Raw genomic sequence first — 20,359 nt, 5'->3', positions numbered from 1 at the left:
CCCGACCGTGATAATCTCCGACATGACCGTCCTCCTTTTTGGATCATCATAGACCCACCTTGGCACATTGATGCCGTCGGGGGGCGGTCACATCATCAAAGCCGAACAGAGCGGCTGACCTGGCCGCTGCTCTTGCTTCGGGCCGTGAAAAATTCTCCTATGACCTCAAAAACATTTTGGCGTTTTTGCTTCCGCTTGTTACGATATTCTTATGTATTTTTGGATTTTAGCACTGCGCCCCAGGATAATAGGAAGTGAATCGTCGATGGGCAGCCGGGCCTGCCCATATATAATAGGCCGCCCTAATGCCGCCTGAGGGGTTCAGCATTCTAAGCGTGAAGCCCGAGCCGCTGGAGATCACGGCGGGCAGAGGGCTCGCGCGGTTCCGGCTCGACTGCTTCGTCCCAATCCTGCAATCGAAAATTCGACACGGCCCTCCGTTCCGCCTCTTGAGCCAGAGCAGCGCCTGGATTGACGACGATGGAATCTTCAATGTTCCGCGCGACCCAATGCGCGACGAGACACTCGAATTCGAGCTCAATGCAGGCGCCGGGCACTTCTGGACGGAACAGCTGCGCGTGGTCGTTGCCGAGCGTGCGCTGATGGTGCCGATGGGGCTGCACGCGCTCGTGCTCGACGCCCCGACCGTGGTAGCCGGCCCGCTGGCGGAGTTCACACGCCTGCCGCACACGACGCCGAGCGGCGCGGACGTCGCCCCCGACACGCCCTACATCGGCGACGAGGTCGAGTCGCAGCCGTTTCGCAACCTGACCATGACCCTATCGCCCGGCGTTCACCTCCACTGGACCCTGCCTGGCGCCCATCGTCGCGGCGGCAGCCACAGGGTGCTGTTCGATTACGATCTCGATGAGGAGGAGCGCGGGTCAATCGACCGGATGGTGTTGCCGGGTGGGCTGCGCGCGCGGTTCGCAAAGGAGGGGCACGCGCTGCACGCCGATGCCTGTCTCGAACACGGCAACACACCCGGGCGCTGGCGCGTGCGTCAGCAGGGCGATGCTGCGGCCTATCGCCTCCGCCTTGCAGAGCGCTACGAGCCGGCGAGCGACGGCCACGGGGTGTCGGCGCGGACGACGCTGCATGTCTATGATCCCGGTGCGCGCTTCCCGCTGGTGCCGAATCGATGGCTGGTGACGCGGCGCCGCGACGACCAGCCCGAGCGCCGATGGCTGGTCGAAAGTGATGTCATCCGTGACAAGGACGAGCCCGGCGCGGCGCACACTATCAGCTTTCCCAACGACCCTGAGACCCAGCACGAGCCCCCCTTCACGCGGCTCGGGCGGGTGCGCGCTCTCCATGAGTGGCTCGCGCGCGACGATGAGGCGGAGAGCCATGACCGGCACGTGGCGCTGACCGCCCTCGGCTACGGCGAGCCGAGCTTCGCCGCCTTTTATCCCAGCTGCCACAGCGTGTTCGGTTTTCACGATGCCGAAACCGCGGACATGAGCGGAGCGGAGCGCGGCGCGCTCAGCTACGACGTGGTCGGCTGGCACGACGATCCGGCCGACGATCTGTTGAACGGCCCCGATCTGGCCGACCAGATCGAAGATCGCGCGCGGCGTGTCGGGTTGAGCCGCCGCGACGGCGCCGCCGCGACCGTGCACTGGCACAGGCTGGGGTACGAGGCCCTCGGCGAGGCGCTCGGCTGGACCGTCGACCCGGATGAAAGCGACGGCCCCCTGCCCGAGCGGACGCTCGCCTATGCCCGGCTCCGCCTCTCCGATACCGACGGCGAGAGCACCTCCGCCCCCGATCGCCAGCGGTCCGTTACCGTCGCATTCGGCAATACCGCGAGCGAGGCGGTCTCGGCATTCTTCGCCGGCGCCATGGAAGACGACGCCGACGCGATCCTCACGGTCGAGGAACAGCTCGAGTCGCTCCACCTTTCGGGCCACCTCGACGGCAAGGCCAACGACCTTCTGTTCCATTTCCGCGCCGCGCGTCACCGCAACGCCTTCCAGTCAGTCGCCTCCGGCAGCCGGTGGATGGTCACGATGCCCGATGCAGACCAGAGCGAAGGGTATCTCGAACCGGCGGCCGAGGACATGGTGCCGCGTGAGGCGACTGCGCCGCTCGACCGGCTCAACCGGGCCCAGGCGGCGCTCAACCGCGCGATCGAGGCGCGCGACTCCAAGCAGAGCGAGCTCTTCGCCGATTGGCAGAAGTACCTCGATCGAACGGTGGCCTTCGACCCGCCGGAGGCCGGCATGGGCAATATCGCGGCAGACACGATCCGCCGTTTCATAGAGCGCCACAGCCTGCCCGCAGTCGAGGCGGCGCGCGCGCACATCAAGGCCTGCGAAGCGACGCGCGACCACGCGTTCGCTTCGCTGAGCGCCACGCTGCGCGAGGCGGAGGCGAAAGGCAAGGCGCGGCTTGCGATCGCGGCCACGCCGGAGGAGCGCTACTGGCGACCCCATGACCCGGTCATGGTGATTTCGGGAGTCGATCTCGGCAGCGCGCCGCACGAGACGCCGCACGCAAGGGTAGCCTGTTTCCCGGTCGCGCTCGTCGACGCTCCACCTAACGTGCCGGACGCGCTCGACGCCGCCGTCGACGCGATCGAGGCTGACGACGGGCCGGGCATCCACCGCGCCGACCCCGCACTCTGGCGCCCGTTCCTGTTCGAATGGCAGGCGGAGTCGCGGCGCCTCGAAGAGGCCGGCCATACCCGCGAGGAAGCCCACGGCTCCGACTTTCTCGAAGCGAATTTCGTCAACGATCCCGACGGGATGGATCTCGTTCCACGCGATAACGCGCCCGGCGTGCTGAGCCGGCGGGCGCATCGCATCGCGGGTCGGTCGCTGCTGAGCGCGGACACCGAGCAGCTTCTCGGCGACAAGCTCGATGCGGTGCTCGGTCGCCGGCTCGCCGAGCTGAAACGCAGGACGGATCACTCCGCGGACGCGCCCGCACAAGCGTCGGAAGAGATGAACCCGGCGGAGCCTGACGGCCTCGGCGCCCTTATCGCATGGTTCGAGCAGAGCGCCCCCGCAAGCGCGAGATCCGACCCGCTCGCGACAAGGCTGAGAGACTTGCGTGCCCGCCTTGATCATCACGCAAGCGAGCGGCTGCTGAGCGTCAAGCTCGGCGGTTTCCACGATACTCTTCTGATGCGGCGTAGCACGATGCAGTTGCCGGTTGGCATACCGCTCGGCTTCGACTCCGAACGTCGGCTCGCGGCGCGGGTGCGCGAAACCGTAGGCCGTCAGGGCGTCAGCGCGCCCGCACCGGCGGGAATGTTCAACCCTCTCCGCGCCGGGCGCCTCACTTTGAGCGCCCTGCGCCTCGTCGATTGTTTCGGGCGGGTCCGCGACCTGTCGTTCTCCGGCGGTTCGGTGCGCGGGCCAACGGGCATTATCGACCCCGATCCGGACGCGCCGGGCGCGTTGCGCCTCAGGCCGCGTCTCGCACAGCCCGCGCGTCTCGAGGTCCGGTGGCTCGCCGCCGCCAGCGCTACCGGGATGGCGGACGAGGCCGAGACCAGTAAAGCACCGGCGAGCTCACCGGTCGCCGGGTTCGTGTTGCACAACCATCTGGATTGCACTCTCGCCGTCTACGACGCGCGCGGGAGGCCGATGGGGGTGGCCGACATCGACGGGCATTGGCGTCCGCCGCCCGGTCGAGACGGTGTGGCGTTGAGCGAGATCGTCGATCCGGCGTTGCGGCGTGTCGTTCAATACTTTCTCGCTCATTCGAGCGAAGCCATGCACGCCCGGATCGAGAGCCACCTTCGGGCGTCACGGCCGGGCGGCCACGCGGATGATGCGGCACCGGCGTTCCTCGCGGGGCGGCCGCTGGTCGTGGCGCGTGCAAGGCTCGCGCTCGAGGTCAAGGGCGAGCTCGCGACGCATCAGGGCTGGCGCGCCTTCGAACGTACACTCGCGGCCGCGGCGGAGGCCTCCGACACCACGGCGCCACGGCGCGAGACGGACGGCGTTGCCTCGGTCACAGTGTCCGTCCGCCTCGGCGATTTCGGACTGCGCGACGACGGGCTGGTGGCCTTCTGGGAAGAGACGGCGACCGAGGACGGGCGCACGCGGCTCGGACCCGGACGGTTCGACGAGGCCGAACGCCACCTTTCGCTCACGCCGGACGGCGGTCCGCGGACGGCCACGATGTTGTTCGACCCCTACGGCACCATCCACGCCGCGAGCGGCCTGCTGCCGGTCAGCCGCCTGACCCTCGCGAGCGAACACTACGCCGCCGGGCTCAACCGGATCGAGACGGGCTTCGCTGTGGGGCCGATCCTGAGCCGTTTCGCCGAGCCACGCATCCCGCTGCCTCGCGTGCCGGGGCATAGCTGGCTCTGGGCGTCGACCGAGGCCGGCGACCGCAAGGTGGTGACGACGCCGCGATCCCCGGCGGGCGCGAAGGATTGGGGCGGACGCCAGCGCCTTTGCGAAGGCTGGCTCCTTTTGAACAACGAGGGCGAGGAGGACGAGCGATGAGCAAGGGCCAAGCACCGCGGGGCGGAGCATCGGAACAAGTGGGCCACGGAGGCTCGATGCCGGCCGATCAAGGCGGAGGGGTTAGTGGCCTGCCGGGTGCGAGCGGGCCCGACCCTGCCGCCGCGCGCCGCGCCGAGCCGCCGGTCAAGCTGCGGCTCGTCGATGAGGCGGACCGACCGGTACTGGCAATCGGCGAAAGGATGCCGCCGCCACCGCTTACGATCGAGATGACCAACACGACCGACAGACCGGTAAGGTTCCTGATGGGGCCACGGGGGTCGCCGACCCTGTCGCTCGAATTTCGCCATGGCGTCCTCTCTGAGGAAAGCCTCGCGATGCTGCACGGCGATCATCTGGAACGCTGGCTGCTGGGCCCGGAGGTCCGCCACCGAACGTGGAGGGTCACGCTGCTGGAGGCCAACGACCCCGGCGTGGCGGTCCGTATCGGGATCGGCCCATGGCAGTACGACATCGAGCCCGTCGCGCCGGGCGAGCGGCGACAGCTCCGCCTCTACGGCCTCAGCGCCGCGCCGGAGGGCGGGCCGCGCCTCACCCGGGTGCGGCTGCACCACGATCATCTTGCGCTCGAGGACGACGAGGCCGCGATCAGCGGCGAAGCGATCCAGACCCTGCAAATCCTCGAACGGGCGCAGCCGCCGGCGTCGCCGCTCCGGGCCTTCTTCGCCTCGGGGCGCCAGCTTGACCCCGAACACGACAAGAGCACGGCCATCATCGCGCTCGAGTTCCGCGACCGCCGCGAGATCCGGGAAGCCCGCGGGGCACGACCCCAGCTGCGGCTGAGTTTTCATGTCGGCGAGGAGCCTTGGGCGCTCTGTCCTCGGGACGCGCTCGACGGGATCGAGGTCGGCTTCGTCCGAACCGACGAGAAAGCCTCGATGATCTACCGCCCGGAGCCAGATCCCGAGGACGCCGCCCTCGCGCATGTCGAGATGGATCTGGATAGCGGCGGGTCCGTGCCGAACGGTCCGACGGTGTATTTCGTGATCAGAAATATCCCGAACGTGATCAGAACTACCCCGAAGATGCGTCGGGCCAAGCTCCCCGAGCATCTCGACCGCACGGCAACCGGGCGGGTTGCTCATTTCGATCAGGCTGTGCCGATTTGGCTCGAATACGCCAACATCGAGGGGGCACCACGCGGCGTCATCGACCTGGCTCTCGAACGCCGCCCCCCCAACCCGGAAGGTTACCTCGACGTGCTCCGCCGGCTGCACGCCGTCGAGAAGCATCTGCGCGAGGGCGGCGAGTACACCGGCCCGCCGCGGCCCGAACCCGCGAAGCCGAAAAAGGCGACGAAGCCGGTACGTCACTTCTTCAAGATCCCGGACGTTCCAGCCTGGAGGTTCAGCCAGGAGCGGGCCGATCCGGAGGCGCCGCCGCTTTTCGCGACCATCCCGGGCGTTCCAGGGCCTTTCTTCGACGTCTACCCTCCGGATAAGATCGGCGGGCAGGGATGGAAGAGTGCAGGGCTCCACATCGACGGCGTCCTGCTGGTAAACCCGCCACACAGCTCCTCCCTGATGCATACGAACCCACCGCCGATCGAGTTCGGCGTCAACCTCGGCGGCGGGATGCCCTCCAACCTGGGCGCGCAGCTCCACGCCTGCGGCCACGCCTTCGACTTCGACGCGCTGACGGAGCCCAAGCTCGATTCGCTCAAGCGACAGAGGAAGGGCGGCCACTTTCTCAACCTGACCGTGGATTACGTCCGCGGCCGCCTGGAGTTCGATGACAGAGAGTTCGGGAACGCGATCTACATGACGGGGTCCTGGAAGAACCAAGGACTTCTCCTTTTCTTCGACCGCTTCAAAATGGATTTGCTTGACATCCAGGATTCAAGCGAGCTCTACCCCGATGCCGACTAAGGCGAAGGACAAGAGCATGTCGAAGGCTGGCTCCAAGCCGGGCCAGACCGACACGGCGCAGCCCGGAGAGGAGCGCAGCTTCGAGATCTGGAAGCTGTACAAGCGGCCCGGCAGCTTCACCCTGTACTGGCGGCGCACCTATCCCAAGCCCAAGCACGGCGCCCCCTTTCCCGAGCGCCCTTACGACAAGGGGCGCAATTTCGACCTCGTCGGCGGCGGAAAGATCCCCGAGCGAAAGGATAATCCGGACAAAGGCTCGAGGATCACGAAACGCCGCGGCCGGGAAGGCGACCTGATCGTCAACGATACCAGCGGCAAGGTCGATGCCGCGCATTACATCTCCAAAGAGCTGCTTGGCAAAAGCGGCGAGGTGTATTTGCGCACGCGCGCGGAAAACGGCGACAAGATGTGGATGCCGCTGCTTGCGCGGGGGCGCACCCGCAAGCCCGGCGAGCCCGAGCAGCACGGCCCCGGCGTCGCGAAAAAACGTGACCACGCTTATGCTTGGCTCGACGATATCCTCGGAAGTGAAGGGGCGCTCATCGCCGCGCGGCCCCTCATCGACCAGGAGACCTGGGACGAGTTCAAGAGCACCAACCAGGACCTTAGCGACTTCGCGACAAGCTACAGCTTTACGTTGATCCGCGGGCCCGTCTCCTCGGACATCTATCCGACATCGCACCAATGGGTGATGGTGCAAAACAAGGGCGGGTCCGAGAAAACCACCGATTACAAGGCCAAGGATCTCGAATATCTCGTGAAGCGCGATTACACGAAGTTCGACCGGGCACTTACAGATTACGATCTCGACATCGAGGAATTGGTCGAGAAACTTAAAAAACAAGCCGCGAAGATCCACGCCGGCGACAAGAGCAAAGAAAGAGGGCAGAAAGCGATCGGGCTGGCGCACGCGATCCTGGACGAGGCGGTGCCCTCGGCGACACCCGGCACCACGGCGCCGCTCGGCTATATTGGCACCCTTACATCCGAGGGCGTCATTCCAGAGGACAAGATCGCCGAGCTGACGCGCGGCCTGACGCAATCCGGGATCGAGAATGCCGGAACGCTGGTCGCGGTGATTGTCGACATCCACACGATCGCGACCATGGACGTCGAAGCCGACCGCGGCGAGCTGAACCAGACGGCCGGCAATCTCGTCGACAATCTCGCCAAGTTGGGCCACGGCGTCTCCTCGCTCGCCGAGACGCTCTACACCGTCGTCCAAGGCGCCGACAATGTTCCCAGCGCGCTGCTTCAGCTCAACGATGTGGTCGGTCCCGCGATCGGATATGCCAACGCGCTGCGCACCGGGCGCAAGGCGACGCACAGCGGACGGCGGTATGTCCGCCTCGTCGGCCTGCGGGCCGTGCTCAACGAGGAGGCCAGGGACGCCGGCGACGACGCGGCCACGGAGGGATACGAGGAGCTCGACCGCCTGCTCGGGTACATCCTGGGCAAGATGGGCCGGCGCACCGCCAAGCAGTGGACGACTACCGCCGCCGGCGTCGTCGGCGCCACCGGATCCACCATCGGCATCGTCCTCGCGGCGACCGCCGTGGCCAATATCTGGAACCCGGTCGGCTGGACCCTTCTGGCGGGCGGCGCCGTGCTCGGCCTCGGCGTCGTCGCATGGACGAGCTGGCGCCATTTCACAAAGAAGAAGCGCCGCGAGAAGCGCTACGAGAAGGGCAAGCCGAAATCGATCGGCGAGTTCACCGATCGCGTCATCGCCATTCTGAGCCTGCGCGGCGTGGAAGACAGTGACAAAGCAGCACTCGACCGATCGACCACCGACTATTTTAGCACGACCGAAAAACTCCGCAGAGAGATCCGCGAGGCGTGGGAAAAAGACGACGCCGTCAAAGCTCACGACAAGCTGGACGCGCTGGAAAAGGAACGAAAGAAGCTGGATTATCGGATCGTGCAGCGCGAACTCGCGCGGGACATCCTCGATATCTTCAACGTGCCGCTCGGCACGCCGCAAGGCAGCGGCCGCTATCGCCTCTTCGACAAGCGCAACAATAAATGGGGCTTCACCGCGGGGGCGCGCCGCCGCACGCGCAGGATCGTGAAGAGGCACGCGAAGCGATGACCGGCGATCCCGTCCTGGCCGACAGAAAGCGATATACCCTATGAGCGATGTAATCAGAAGTTTCGGCGATCTTGGCGGCGCGCTGGGAGAGGCGCCGGACTCCGATCAGGAAATCGGTCTTCGGCTCGGAGACCACGAGATCACGCTCTGCCTCAAGGTCAACCGCCAGAAGCAATCCGACAAGGACGACGAAACCACCGACACGGACGATCCCGCGCCAGAGGCGGACGGTGAGACCGAATTGCCCGACGAGGCGGAACCGGGCGCCCTGCTCGAGATCATCGCGCTCGCCAATCTGGGCGAGGACGGCCTCGGCCTCGACGACATCCTCGGCGCCTTCGCCGAACTCTTCGGCGACACGAGGCCCGACCTGCCCGACTGGCTCGGCAGTGGCGGCGCGAGGCTCAGGAGCCTCGGGATCAGGTTCGACGAGGACATGGCGCTCGCCGGCGTCATGGCGCGGCTCGAGCCGGTTGGCGCCGGACATTTCGAGATCGTCCCGGATATCCTCGGAGTCGACCAGCTCGCGCTCGAGCTGATCGTCTCGTATCCTTTCGACGGCGAGCGCGCCGAGATCGAGCTCACCGCGTCGGGCGCGATGGCGCTCGGCGCGGCCCGCGTGCAGGCGCGTATCGAGGCGCGGGACGCGACGCTCCTGCGCAGACTGCCGGAGCCAGCGCCAGAGGCCCGTAGCAAGATGGCCGAGGACCTCGTCGCCTGTCTTCCCGACCCGGTGGACGCCGGATCCGATAATGACGACGACCTTGACGACCTGCTTGAGCCGCCACCGACGCATTACGCGCTGAAGGAGGCGTTCGAGACCGCCGCGACGCCGCACGAGGCGACACCGACGCCATTTTCGCAGGTGAGCGTCAGGGGGTGGCTGGAGAGCGAAGTCGCCCTGTCCGATTTCGGCCGGGCCTTCGGCCTCGACGGCTCGGGCTTGAGCGCCGACGCGGAACGCGATCCCGGTCGTGGCCCGCGGATCAGCGACGGCCGCTTCAACTACATCAGTGAAACCGGGACCTACGCGCTGGCGCTCACGCTTCTCGGCGGGTATCGGGAGACCCCGGCCCCCGGCCTCGATGGCATGCTCGCCGACCCGCTGACACCCGACCCGCTGGCGCTTCGGCCCACGCGCGCGCCGCTGCTCCAGCTTCCCGGCGACATGATGTTGAGCGAGGCCACCCTGCATGTCGGCGGCAGCACGGCTGACGGCCGCTTTTACGCCGAGGTGGCGGGCCAAGTGCGGGTTGCCGGTGCGCGCGTCGACCTCTCGGCCGGTTATTTCGGTTCTGAGGGGGGGATCGCCCTCGAGGGGCGGTGGCGTCGGGAAGACGTCTCGACCTTCGACCGGGAGCCCGATCCGCAGAGCGACCCGGATTATGACGAGGGCGGTACGATCATCCCCACGGACGCGCCGGACGCGGACCGCCTGTCCGATTTTCTGACGTCGGGCTTCGGCGTTGCATTGCCCGAGCCGCTGAGGGGGCTGCAAGTCAACGAATTCGGCGCGTTGATCGAGACCGGGACGAGGCACGTCTGTCTCGATCTCGACGTCGAGTTGCCCGCTTCCTGCCTTGGCGGCTCCCCGGAGACCAGGATCGACGCCCGCGTGCAGGTCGACCTGCGCAGGTCCGACGAGGGCTATGTGGGCCAGTTCCAGGGTGTGCTTGCCGTCGGCGACCAAACCGATCCGTGGGAACTCGACCTGCTGATTTCCCGCGACGATCAGCGAACGGCTCTGCTCGCGGGCTACCGGGTTCAGTCAGGCCCCGCCGGCGACGAGACCCAGAGCGTGGGTGCGCTCGCCGGCGCACTCGATCTCGGAGAGGGCATCGGCGAGCTGGACATCGTGGTGCGCGAGGCGATGCTCGCGACGCTGTGGACCGATGGTGCGGGGGCCAGTGACACTCTGCTTAGCGCCGATGTCGAGGGCGGGCTCGACCTTGCCCGTTTCGAGCTGCCGGATCTGCCGATCCTCGGCGCGCTCGGCCTGCCGGGACCCGATCCGATGCGTCTGCGGGTCAAGATCTCGTATGTCGCCGGGTCCGGGAGCGACGAGGCGATCCGAACCCTCGGCGCGCTCGCGTCCGAGGCCGGCTTCCATCCGCCCGAAGGCCTCGGTAACGGCTTCAACATCCATCCCGTGCTTCAGATCGGTGACGAGATCCTGTCCGTCGACACAGCTCCCGGGGGTCAGGATCAAGCGTCCCCCGGCGGCACCGACGGGCTTGCGAGAGACGACCTCGCGAACACAGACAAAAAATCGGACGACGCGCCCGATGCAGCCGCACTCGACGACGGGGCGCAATGGATCGACGTGCAGCGCGGCAGTGACGGCCCAGTCTATATCCGGCGCGTCGGCCTCGCGCTGCACCGACCGGGCGACGGCAAGCCGAGCGAGATCGAGGCTCTGCTCGACGCCAGCCTGCAGTTGGCCGGGCTGACCGTCTCGCTCGAGGGGCTGAGCGTGCGCGCCGCGCTCGGCGATCTCGTCCCGACCTACTCGATCGACGGGCTGGGCATCGACTATCACGGCGGCATAGAGATCGGCGGGGCACTGCACAAGCGCGATCACGCTTTCGCCGGCGAGCTCATTGCCGAGGCCGGGACCGTGAGCGTCAGCGCCATAGGCCTCTTCGAATCGCGCGAAGGCGAGTCGTCGTTTCTTGCGCACGCGGTCGTCGACTACCCGATCGGCGGTCCGGCGTTCTTCTTCGTCACGGGCTTCGCGCTCGGCTTCGGCTTCAATCGCAGCGTCGTAGAACCGGAGTTGAAGCGCGTCGACGATTTCGTACTGGTCGATCAGGCGGGCGATGCGAGCCCGCCCGGCCGCTCGCGGGAGAGCCGGCTCGTCGCGCTCGACGCGGTTCGCGAGGCCCTGCCTTTCCACGCCGACGCCCATTTCGTCGCCGCCGGCATAGAGTTTACCAGCTTCAAGACGGTAAATTCCGTGGCGTTGCTCTTGGTCCAGTTCGGTGAGCAAGGCAGCGATCAGGAGCTGAGTTTCATGTTGCTCGGCCAGTCGACGCTGCGCAATCCTCCCGAGGAAACCGGCGAGCGTCCCTTTGCCTATGCGCGTATGCTCTGGAAGGTGACCTTTACACCGTCCGAGGGCGAGCTTGCGGTCGAAGCCACCCTGACGCCCGACAGCTTCGCCATCGATCGCAATTGCAAGCTCTCGGGCGGTCTGGCGTTTTATGCGTGGTTCGGGGCCGTGGAGGGCACGGGTCGCAAGGGGCCCAAGGCGGGCGATTTCGTCCTGACCTTGGGCGGGTATCACCCCGACTTCGATGTGCCCGCGCATTTCCCATCCCCCGAACGGATCGGGCTGGACTGGCAGGTCACCGAGAATTTCTCGATCAGGGCGACCGCGTATTTCGCGATGACCGCCGGGGCCGTCATGGCGGGCGGATCGCTCGACGCCGAGTGGTCGGAGGGCAGCATCACCGCCTCCTTCCTGGCCGAAGCCGATCTTCTGGTCGCCTGGCGGCCGCACCACTACGACATACGCCTTTTCGTCCATATCACCGGCACGGTGACGATCCACTTCCTCGGGACACATTCCCTCTCGCTCGATGCGTCGGCGGACGTGCGTCTCTGGGGTCCGGACATGGCCGGCCGGGCGACGGTGCACGTGTATTTCTGGGGCTACGACTTCCCCTTCGACATCGCTTTCAACGACAGCCCACGGCTCGCCGCGGCGATTTCATGGAAGGATTTCGCGTCGGAACAGCTTCCCGACCGGATCCTGACGGTCGCGCCCGCGGGAGGACAGCTTGCCGAGGCCGAGGGCAAGGCGCTGCGCTTCGATCCCCGCGATATGCGGCTGCGCGTAGACACCGCAGTGCCGTTCAATAGTCTGCAAGGTACGCATAACAGGCGCCTACACAGCGTGCCGGGTGTCTTTCCATGCGGCAGCCGCTCTTGGGACAGCACGCTGAGCCTGACGATCACGGGGCCGGGCGACCCCCCCGGAAGCCGAAGCGAATTCGCGGACAAGTTCGATGTGCGCTGCGTGAAAGGCTCGGTTCCGGCCGCGCTCTGGGGCAAGCCGAAGATAACACCCAGCCCCGATCCCGCCCATTTGCCGACCTACATCGTCCCGCCGAAAGTCAACGACGACAGGCTGATCGACGGGGCCAATGTCGGGCTCGAGATCACGGTGAAGCGGCCCGTCTCGGGTGATGATCCGGATCGTGTCCCCGGCACGCGGAACAACGAACAGCCGGAGGAGATTGCGCGGATCCTTGGGGGCGCGCCCAGCTTCCATCCGGCTGCTGAGCCCGAGCTCGTGGCCCCCTTGAGCAAGCAGGAGCGCGCGAGCATGTTGCGCGCTCTGGGCCTGGCAACCCACCCGCTCGCCCAGGCCCCCGGGGGGCGAGCCCGTCCAGGGAGACCGCCTGATGACCCAAGCCGGCTTTCGCCTTCGCAATAGCCACAGGCCCGACTTGCCCGCGGGCAAGTACACGCTCTCGTTGGAGCAAAGCGGCAAGATCGAGGGCGATGACGCCCCCCGGACGCTTGTGTCCGAGCATAGCATCAACTTCTGGCTCGGCGGGGTGGACAGCAGCCTCGCCGCGAAGGATATCGTCACGCTTTATCCGGCGGAGAATGCCAGCGCCGCCTTCGGTCACGTCATCCCACATATCGTGCTCAAGAACAGCATGCTGCCCTGGATGAAGGCGATGGATAAGGCAGACGGCATGACCGAGATGCCGCCGTGCCTCGCCCTGGTGCTACTGCGGCCTGGCGAGACGTCGACGATCGAGGCCGACCAGGCTGGATCAGACCATGCGCGCATAAAGCGTTTGAGCCTGAGCAGTGCGCTGTGGAAAAATATTGGGCCGTCCCTCGAGGAGCTTCCAAGGCTGACGCATATCCGCGTTGTCAATGTCGAGGGTGATGGCGCGCCGATGGAGCATGCGGTGATCCTTTCCAACCGCCTGCCCGAAGCCGGCGGGATGAACACGCTTTGCCTCGTCGATGTGAGCGACGGTGCCCTCTTGGCCGCGACATCCAAGGAATCCATCGACTTGCCCTGCCTCAAGACGTGGCGGTTCCGCTGTACCGAGGGAAAGAACGACTTCCACGCCAATTTCGAGGAGGGCGAGCTCTCGGTCGCGCCGCTGCGCCTGCCCGCTCCACCGGAAGGCGAGGAGAGATGGCGGACGATCGCGGCCGCGCGGCTTGCCGAAGGACGGGTGCCGCTAACACACCATACCGCGCAGGGCGGCGATACGGTCTCCTGGTATCGCGGCCCCCTTGTCCCTGGACCAAGTAAGCCGAACCTGACCCTGCCGCATGATACGCTCGAGCGGGAAGACTTGGGCGATCTTCCGGTGGGCGGCCTCGATCGACACGACACCCTCGACCACCTCACGCGCGCGGTGGAGGGAGAGCCCCCTGAATTCACCGCATGGGACGGCCTCATAGTCATCAGCCGGCAGGTCCATCCCAAGGCCGAGAGACAGAGCAAAAGCAGCGACGCACAGACGTATGTGGTGTGTTTCGAACCGGGCGCGCTCGCGCGGTTCGAGGATGGCGTTTATTCCAGGCTACCGGACTTCGCGGACCCGTGGTTGAGAGCGAACCCGCAAGGACGAACCAAAAGAAGGATCGACCGCCATCAGCTGGAGAGGCTGCTCGAAACGATCAATAATACCGACTTCTTCACGCGACGCGGACGGCTAATCACGCGCTCCGCTTCCTTGATCCGCCGCGACCCCGTGTCCGGGCTCGACATCGTGGACTATGCCGTGGCCTGGGAGGTCGGACGCCTGCTCGGCCTGGCCGACGAACGCTATCGGAAGGCCGTGCTGAACTGGCGGCGTTGCTGCGTCCAGTCCGAGGCGCGCGCCGACTCCTCGGAATCGAGCGATCATCTTTGCTGCCGACCGCCACGCGAGGGCACAGCACTGCCCGACGCGGTCGAGAATTTCCTGGCAAAGCTGGCCAGGCTCGAGGGCATTGCGTTCGAATATCTCGTGCCGGTCGTGGCGATGCTGCCGGTCTCGAGCCTTCGGAGCTTTACGGTCGATCCTTTCTGGGTCTACCGGCTTCTGCAGGGCGCGCTCTCGATCGGCCGGGAATCCTGCCCCTGCGAAACGGCGGAGAGCCGCGTCCTGGAGAGGCTCGCGGTGCTTGCCCGTATCGACGGGATGGGAGTGCTGCTCTCCCGACCGGACGACGCGGCGCCTGCGCTGAGCGGCTTTCTATTTCGTTCGCAAGCGGTCAGCACATGGCCCGACATGGTGCCACGCTTTCGCAGAAGTACAGGACACACCGGCGAGAGAGGGTCGGAGCACGAGCTGGCCCGCGTGGCGGGGACTCCTCGCAAACCGCTGCCCGACGTTATGCTGGCGCTGACCGAGGGCGCGTTTGAGCAGATCGAGATCACCTTGCCCGAGGCGCACCCGCATTTCGAGTTCGCTCGGCGCCACGCATCGGCCGAGGCAGGCGAAGACCCACACGAGCAAGACCTGCGGGGCTCCTACTTGAGCACGGGTCAGCAAGATCCGGACCCAGCCGGCGAAACCGGGCCGCCCTTCCTGAGAGGCGCAGCGCATTTCAGCGCCTCGCGGGGCATCCACACGATGGCTGCTGTGGTCAACCCGGATCACCCCGTCGGCCTGGAGTTCAACCCTGGACAAGTTCCCAGCCAAGGACGGGGCTCGCAGAATCTCAAGCCACGTCAGGGTGATCGTCATCTTGACGAAAGCGGATCCGTCGTGGTGACCCTGCCGGAGGATGGGTTCTGGCTCGCACTCAGCACCGCAGCGACCGGGGTCGAGGTAGCGGAACACTACCGCATCTCTCGCCATCAGGTCGTCATTGAGCTCGGGACGGCTTAGCACCTGAACGCGGCCAGTCAGAAACGCCCCTTCGACCTGGGGTGACCGACACGCTTCTGAAAACCCCTCTCCGACAACGGCTTGCGAGCACGTTTCATACTTTTCAAGTCCCGAGAAAGGGTGATTATGCGCCGGACGGACAAGGCCAGCAGGACGCTGTTGAGCTATTTTTCACCACAGCCTCGAGGGCTGCGATCTGGGCCAGGGCGAATGATACTTCGACCGCCCGCGATGTTCTGGGGGGGAGACGTTCAACGGCTCGTGCGGTCACGAGGCTGCCGATGACCCCTCCCCCGGTCACCGACGTGCCGCTGACCGCCGAAAGTTGCTTCAGCGAATGGTTCAAGAAACCCTGCATCAGCCACCGAAGCCCAACGTCCTTGACGCCGTGGCCTGATCCGGTTGCGCAACGCCCGCCCGGTGGCGTTGCACGGGACGTTCCACATGCTTCGCAACGACACCGGCATTCTGTCATGGGGCTTTTTCGGTGGTACTGTACCGTGAGGTCTGGAAATTCGTTCTTGCTCGGGCGCACTGGGCCATTGCCGGGGCATGCCCCGGCAATGGCCGCCCATCCAGGTATTGCATGGAGTTGCAAACCAGCCATGGAGAAGGGCGAATGGACGGACGGAAGGATACGGCGGTTGAGGCCCTCTTGGAACAGCTGATCGCGCAAGGGCCAAACCACATCGCGGGCGTTTTCGCGCGCGCCTTTGAGCTGGCGATGGAGCTCGAGCGCGAACGGTTCCTGCGTGCCGGGCGCCACGAGCGCACGCCCGAGCGGCAGGGCTATACATCCACACATGGTTCGAGCACAATGGAGAATGCCGTCATGGCCGAGTTCGGGATCGAGAGCTTGTCCTCCTCGCAGGTCAGCCGGGCGACCAAGCTGCTGGACGAAGAACTGCAGGCGTGGCGCGACCGCCCGCTGGGCGAAATCAGCTACCTCTTCCTCGATGCACGATACGAGAAGATGCGCCATGGCGGCGTGGTGCGCGATGTCGCCGTTCTCTCGGCGATCGGGATCGGCCCCGATGAACGTCGGCGCATTCTCGGCATCTCCGTGGCCCTGTCGGAGGCCGAGGTCCACTGGCGGGGCTTCCTCGAAAGCCTCGTGGCGCGGGGGCTGCGCGGCGTGACCTACGTCGTCTCCGACGACCATGCCGGCCTGCGGGCCGCCCGGCGGGCGGTCCTCGGGGGCGCAACCTGGCAGCGCTGCCAGTTCCACCTGGCCCGCAGCGCCATCCACCACGCGCCCAATGCCGAGATCCGCAAGCGCATCGGGCGGCAGCTCAAGACCATCTGGGCGGCCGACGATCTGGCCAAGGCCGAGACCGCGCTTGCCGACCTCGTCGCCGGGTATCGCGACAGCGCGCCGAAGCTGGCAGGCTGGCTGGAAGAGAACGTGCCCGAAGGGTTGGCTGTGTTCACGCTGCCCGAACACCACCGCAAGCGCCTGCGCACGTCCAACCCGATCGAGCGCTCGGTGCAGCAGGAGCTCAAGCACAGGACCGTCAAGATCCGCGTCTTTCCAAGCGAAGATGCCATGCTGCGGCTCGTCAGCGCCGTCCTCGTCGAGATCGACGAAAAATGGGCCTCCGACGCGAAGGCATACATCAAATGGGAATGCCAGGATGCCTGACCCGGCAAAGCCCGAATTTCCAGACCTGGGGTTGCTCTATCTTTTCGGTTCGATCCGCTGACGGAGCCTACTGGAGGGACAAGGCCAACCGGACGAACGGACGTTCCATCCGTGAACAGGAGAAAAGGGGTTGATTGAAATACGAAAGCAACGCACGCTGCTGTCCTTGCGGACGCGGGTCCGACTTGGAATTAGGGCATTCCACCGGGGGCACGAAATGCGGACAACCACCCTCTGGCTCGGGTCTGTTCTTCTTTCCGTCATCGCGATTGTCTTTATGGTAAGGCTGTGGAGCGATGAAGAGCCCACCGATCCCGGCAGGTTCACGCGGATCGACAATCGCGGCGACCTCGCCGCGTTCGTGGATCGCCAACGAGACGGGGCCAGGAGCAGGCAATTCCAAGGCGAGGCGCCTCGACGGGTTCCGACTGGGGTTTTCATCCAGTCCATAGGGTTCGTCTCGGCGTCGACCGTCAATGTCACCGGCTATCTCTGGCAGCGGTACCCCCCGGATTACCCCTACGAAAAAGGCATCACCTTTCCCGAGGAGGTGAATTCGGGCGATACCACGATCGAAGAGCAGTTTCGCCAGACGGTCGTCCGGGGTGCGGACAGGCACGAGCTGATCGGGTGGTATTTCGATGTCACCCTGCGCCAGTACTTCGATCACAGCCGGTATCCGATTGATGTTCTGAACGTATGGTTGCGGCTCTGGTCCGCGGACTTCAACAACGACGAGAACATCCTGCTGGTGCCGGATTTTTCGGGTTATGCTGATACCGATCGCCCACGATTCGGGTTGGACCAGGATATTGTGAGCGGCGAATGGTCCATAACGGAAAGCTATTTCGCCTATCGCGACGTGCCCTACGACACGCTGTTCGGCTACGATATGGCGACGCGGGCCACGACCGAGCCGATCGTCCATTCGGAACTCTATTTCAATCTTGGTGTGGAACGGAAGTTCATCAGTGCGTTCGTGATCAATCTGGTGCCGCTCTTCGTCGTGGCGCTTTTGCTGTTCGCGGCGCTTATGACGATGTCGAGAGACGAGAACCGCTCTTCCCGCTTCGGGTTTACCACCGCCGGCTTTCTCGGAACCTGCTCCGCCCTCTTTTTCGTGGTCCTGCTGGCGCATGTTCAGGTCCGGGACGCATTCGCCGGCTCCGGGTTGGTGTATATCGAGTATTTCTATCTCGTGATGTATCTCGCGATCCTGTTTTCCGCGATCAACGCCTACCTGTTCTCGCTCGAGCCGGGCAGTGGGAACCGGCCTCTGCTCTGGCGCGACAACCTTGTCGCGAAGATCGCATTCTGGCCCGTCTTGTCCTGGTCGATGCTGATCATTTCCGTGGTCATCCTGTAGACGTGTCCTCGCCGCCCTCGTCGTAGTAGTGGGAAAGGCCGGAGCGGTCGCTGAGCTGTTGCGGCCTGTAGCTGATCCGCTCGCCGTTGCGGTAGACGGGCTCGCCGGTGACCCGGGCGATGATGGAGGGATGGCAGGCCTCGACCGACACGCCCCGCCGCTCCTCGCGCGGCCAGGTGAAGCGCAGCGAGGCCGGAACCCAGTCAGGATAGGCGTCCAGCAGTTCCCGGCGCGCGCAATGCTGCACGCCCAGCGGATCGGGGAAGAGTTGAAGCCTGTCTCGGCGCACGATCAGCGGATGCGGAACAGAGGTTGCCTGCTCGACCATCCAGTCAAGCGCAATGTCGGACAGGCGCGACTCGGCCTCGGGATAGGCGCCGCCGCCGATATCGGAATGGTTGCCGGCAAACCACGTCTGGATCAGCCAGTCGTCCGGTGCGGCCGCAACATCCTCGGCGCGCGCCCATCCGACCCGCTGAAAGTCCCGGCGATCCTCGTCGAGCGCGATCGCGTGCCGCGCATACGCGACGCGGGGGTCGAGAAACATGTCGTAGTCGCGAAACCGCCAACGCGCCAGATGCCATCGCCTCTCGCCGGTGCGCGGGTAGTCGCGGATCTGACGGAATTGCCGTTTGAAATTGAAAATCCCGAATGCAAGGGACAGCACCACCAGGATCACCGCGAAGGATTCCCAGTAATCCGTCGGCAGGAGCCAGTCGAGAAGATCGGCCGCCAGAAGCGACACAACGGCCAGCGCGGTGAAAGCCACGACGAGGATCGCCGCACGTTTAGCCCCCGACGCGCCGAGCGATGCGACGGTGTCGAACACGCCGACGAAGTAGGGCACGACATTGCCCCGCACGTTGGTTTCCGGGTCGTCCTGCGCGCCGTAGGTCTCGCGGAAGCGTCGGGCGAGTTCCTCCCGCTCGGGCTCGAACTTGCGGCGGTCCCTGCCCGCGCCGTGACCGTGGACTTCGAAGACGGCCTCCTCGGCGATCCGTCGCAGGGCGCGCCCCGCGCGCGGCAGCGCGGAGCCATCCGCCGCCCGTGTCGGAACGCCGCACAGGTTCATCACGCCACAGACACAACGGGCCGTGTAGGCCCCCCTGCTGAAACCGAAGAGAAAGATGCGATCCCCCGGCTCATAGTACTTCAGGATGGTCTTGTAGATGTCCGCGACATTCGACATCAGCCCGGTGCCGAGCCCAAGGCTGAGAAGCCTCTTGAGGTAGCTGATCGGGCGCAGCCAGGCGGGGCCGGCGATTTCCTCGGTCCCGAGGCCAGCCTCGTAAAAGGCGATCTGATCGGCAGGGTCGATCGGGCTGTCCGGGCCGATGCGGGCGGCATCGTAGAGCTTGTAGATATTGCTGCGCAGTTCGTCCGGACGGCGACCGGCGACCATCGCGGTTCCGTCCGAGAAAATGACGATGTTCTTGCTCATGCCGGTTCGCTCCTCCTTAACCATGACCGGTTCGGTGACCGCCGAAAAGCGCATGCGCTATCCGCTCCGGCTGCGAATGCCGCCGCGACCCGTCTGTCTTGTACCGCGGTGCGAGCGTTGCACGCGTCCGGCCACCGGTGCAACGCTGGCAGGCGACATCCCGACGACATCCCGTACTGTCTGCGCCCATCTGCTTTAGCGGCGCGAACGGCCCATACGCGCAGAGGATTCTCCTATGCGGCGCGACTTCAATCTGTTGCGTCCGACTGCATCCTTAGTTCGAGCGTTCGAGGAATGGAAAGACAAGCTCTGCAATGCGTGCTGACCCCTGCACCGACGGATGAGTCCGATCGGCATCGAAAAGTGAGATGTCGTCAGACCGGAAAACGTCATCCATGTCCACCAGAGTCACCCCGGCATCGGCATTCGCCATGCGGCGCAGCCGATCTTCGAACACCTCGTAGGGCGCTTCGCAGACGGTCCCTGCGTACCGCGGAGAGGTGTAATAATCCGCCCATATCACCTGCGATCCGCGCCGACGCAGATCGGTGACCAGCGACGGAATTGCACCTTGCGTCCCTGTAGCGCGACAAACTTGATGAGAAG

General features: G+C 65.6%; 9 protein-coding genes. 7 read left to right on the top strand and 2 right to left on the bottom strand.

Going from position 1 to position 20,359, the window contains the following annotated elements; all coding sequences use genetic code 11:
* Positions 1-335: 335 nt before the first annotated feature.
* From ACESL7_RS02840 to ACESL7_RS02810, 7 genes are all read left to right on the top strand, one after another.
* Positions 336-4,469: a hypothetical protein gene (locus tag ACESL7_RS02840; RefSeq protein ID WP_372891252.1), complete on the top strand. Its 4,134-nt coding sequence runs from the start codon at positions 336-338 to the stop codon at positions 4,467-4,469.
* A 56-nt stretch (positions 4,470-4,525) separates the two neighbouring features.
* Positions 4,526-6,355, top strand: coding sequence for a hypothetical protein (locus ACESL7_RS02835; protein ID WP_372891250.1), 1,830 nt, complete (start codon positions 4,526-4,528; stop codon positions 6,353-6,355).
* Between the two features lie 16 nt (positions 6,356-6,371).
* On the top strand, positions 6,372-8,447 hold the full coding sequence (locus tag ACESL7_RS02830) for a hypothetical protein (RefSeq protein WP_372891248.1): 2,076 nt from the start codon (positions 6,372-6,374) through the stop codon (positions 8,445-8,447).
* Positions 8,448-8,487: 40 nt separating this feature from the next.
* Positions 8,488-12,888: a DUF6603 domain-containing protein gene (locus tag ACESL7_RS02825; protein ID WP_372891246.1), complete on the top strand. Its 4,401-nt coding sequence runs from the start codon at positions 8,488-8,490 to the stop codon at positions 12,886-12,888.
* Complete coding sequence (locus ACESL7_RS02820; protein ID WP_372891244.1) at positions 12,857-15,304, top strand: hypothetical protein; 2,448 nt, start codon at positions 12,857-12,859, stop codon at positions 15,302-15,304. The genes ACESL7_RS02825 and ACESL7_RS02820 overlap by 32 nt, the downstream gene beginning before the upstream one ends.
* Positions 15,305-15,890: 586 nt before the next feature.
* On the top strand, positions 15,891-16,946 hold the full coding sequence (locus tag ACESL7_RS02815) for an IS256 family transposase (protein WP_372891242.1): 1,056 nt from the start codon (positions 15,891-15,893) through the stop codon (positions 16,944-16,946).
* Positions 16,947-17,163: 217 nt separating this feature from the next.
* Positions 17,164-18,312, top strand: coding sequence for a hypothetical protein (locus ACESL7_RS02810; protein WP_372891240.1), 1,149 nt, complete (start codon positions 17,164-17,166; stop codon positions 18,310-18,312).
* Here ACESL7_RS02810 and ACESL7_RS02805 read toward each other — a convergent pair.
* A complete protein-coding gene (locus ACESL7_RS02805) occupies positions 18,302-19,753 on the bottom strand; it encodes a phospholipase effector Tle1 domain-containing protein (protein WP_372891238.1) in 1,452 nt (483 codons plus the stop codon). The two genes, ACESL7_RS02810 and ACESL7_RS02805, sit on opposite strands and share 11 nt — an antisense overlap.
* 274 nt (positions 19,754-20,027) lie before the next feature.
* Positions 20,028-20,359, bottom strand: a 332-nt coding sequence (locus ACESL7_RS02800; RefSeq protein ID WP_372891236.1) for an SGNH/GDSL hydrolase family protein, incomplete at its 5' end; no start/stop codon positions are given.

Origin of the sequence: Rhodosalinus sp. (assembly GCF_041685465.1) — a bacterium.
In the GTDB taxonomy this organism is placed as follows: Bacteria; Pseudomonadota; Alphaproteobacteria; order Rhodobacterales; family Rhodobacteraceae; genus Rhodosalinus.
This window is presented reverse-complemented; position numbering and strand designations above follow the sequence as displayed.

Coding starts and splice junctions, on each gene's coding strand:
- ACESL7_RS02835 (WP_372891250.1), top strand. CDS start 4,526: ATGCCGGCCGATCAAGGCGGAGGGGTTAGTGGCCTGCCGGGTGCGAGC.
- ACESL7_RS02830 (WP_372891248.1), top strand. CDS start 6,372: ATGTCGAAGGCTGGCTCCAAGCCGGGCCAGACCGACACGGCGCAGCCC.
- ACESL7_RS02825 (WP_372891246.1), top strand. CDS start 8,488: ATGAGCGATGTAATCAGAAGTTTCGGCGATCTTGGCGGCGCGCTGGGA.
- ACESL7_RS02820 (WP_372891244.1), top strand. CDS start 12,857: ATGACCCAAGCCGGCTTTCGCCTTCGCAATAGCCACAGGCCCGACTTG.
- ACESL7_RS02815 (WP_372891242.1), top strand. CDS start 15,891: ATGGAGTTGCAAACCAGCCATGGAGAAGGGCGAATGGACGGACGGAAG.
- ACESL7_RS02810 (WP_372891240.1), top strand. CDS start 17,164: ATGCGGACAACCACCCTCTGGCTCGGGTCTGTTCTTCTTTCCGTCATC.
- ACESL7_RS02805 (WP_372891238.1), bottom strand. CDS start 19,753: ATGAGCAAGAACATCGTCATTTTCTCGGACGGAACCGCGATGGTCGCC.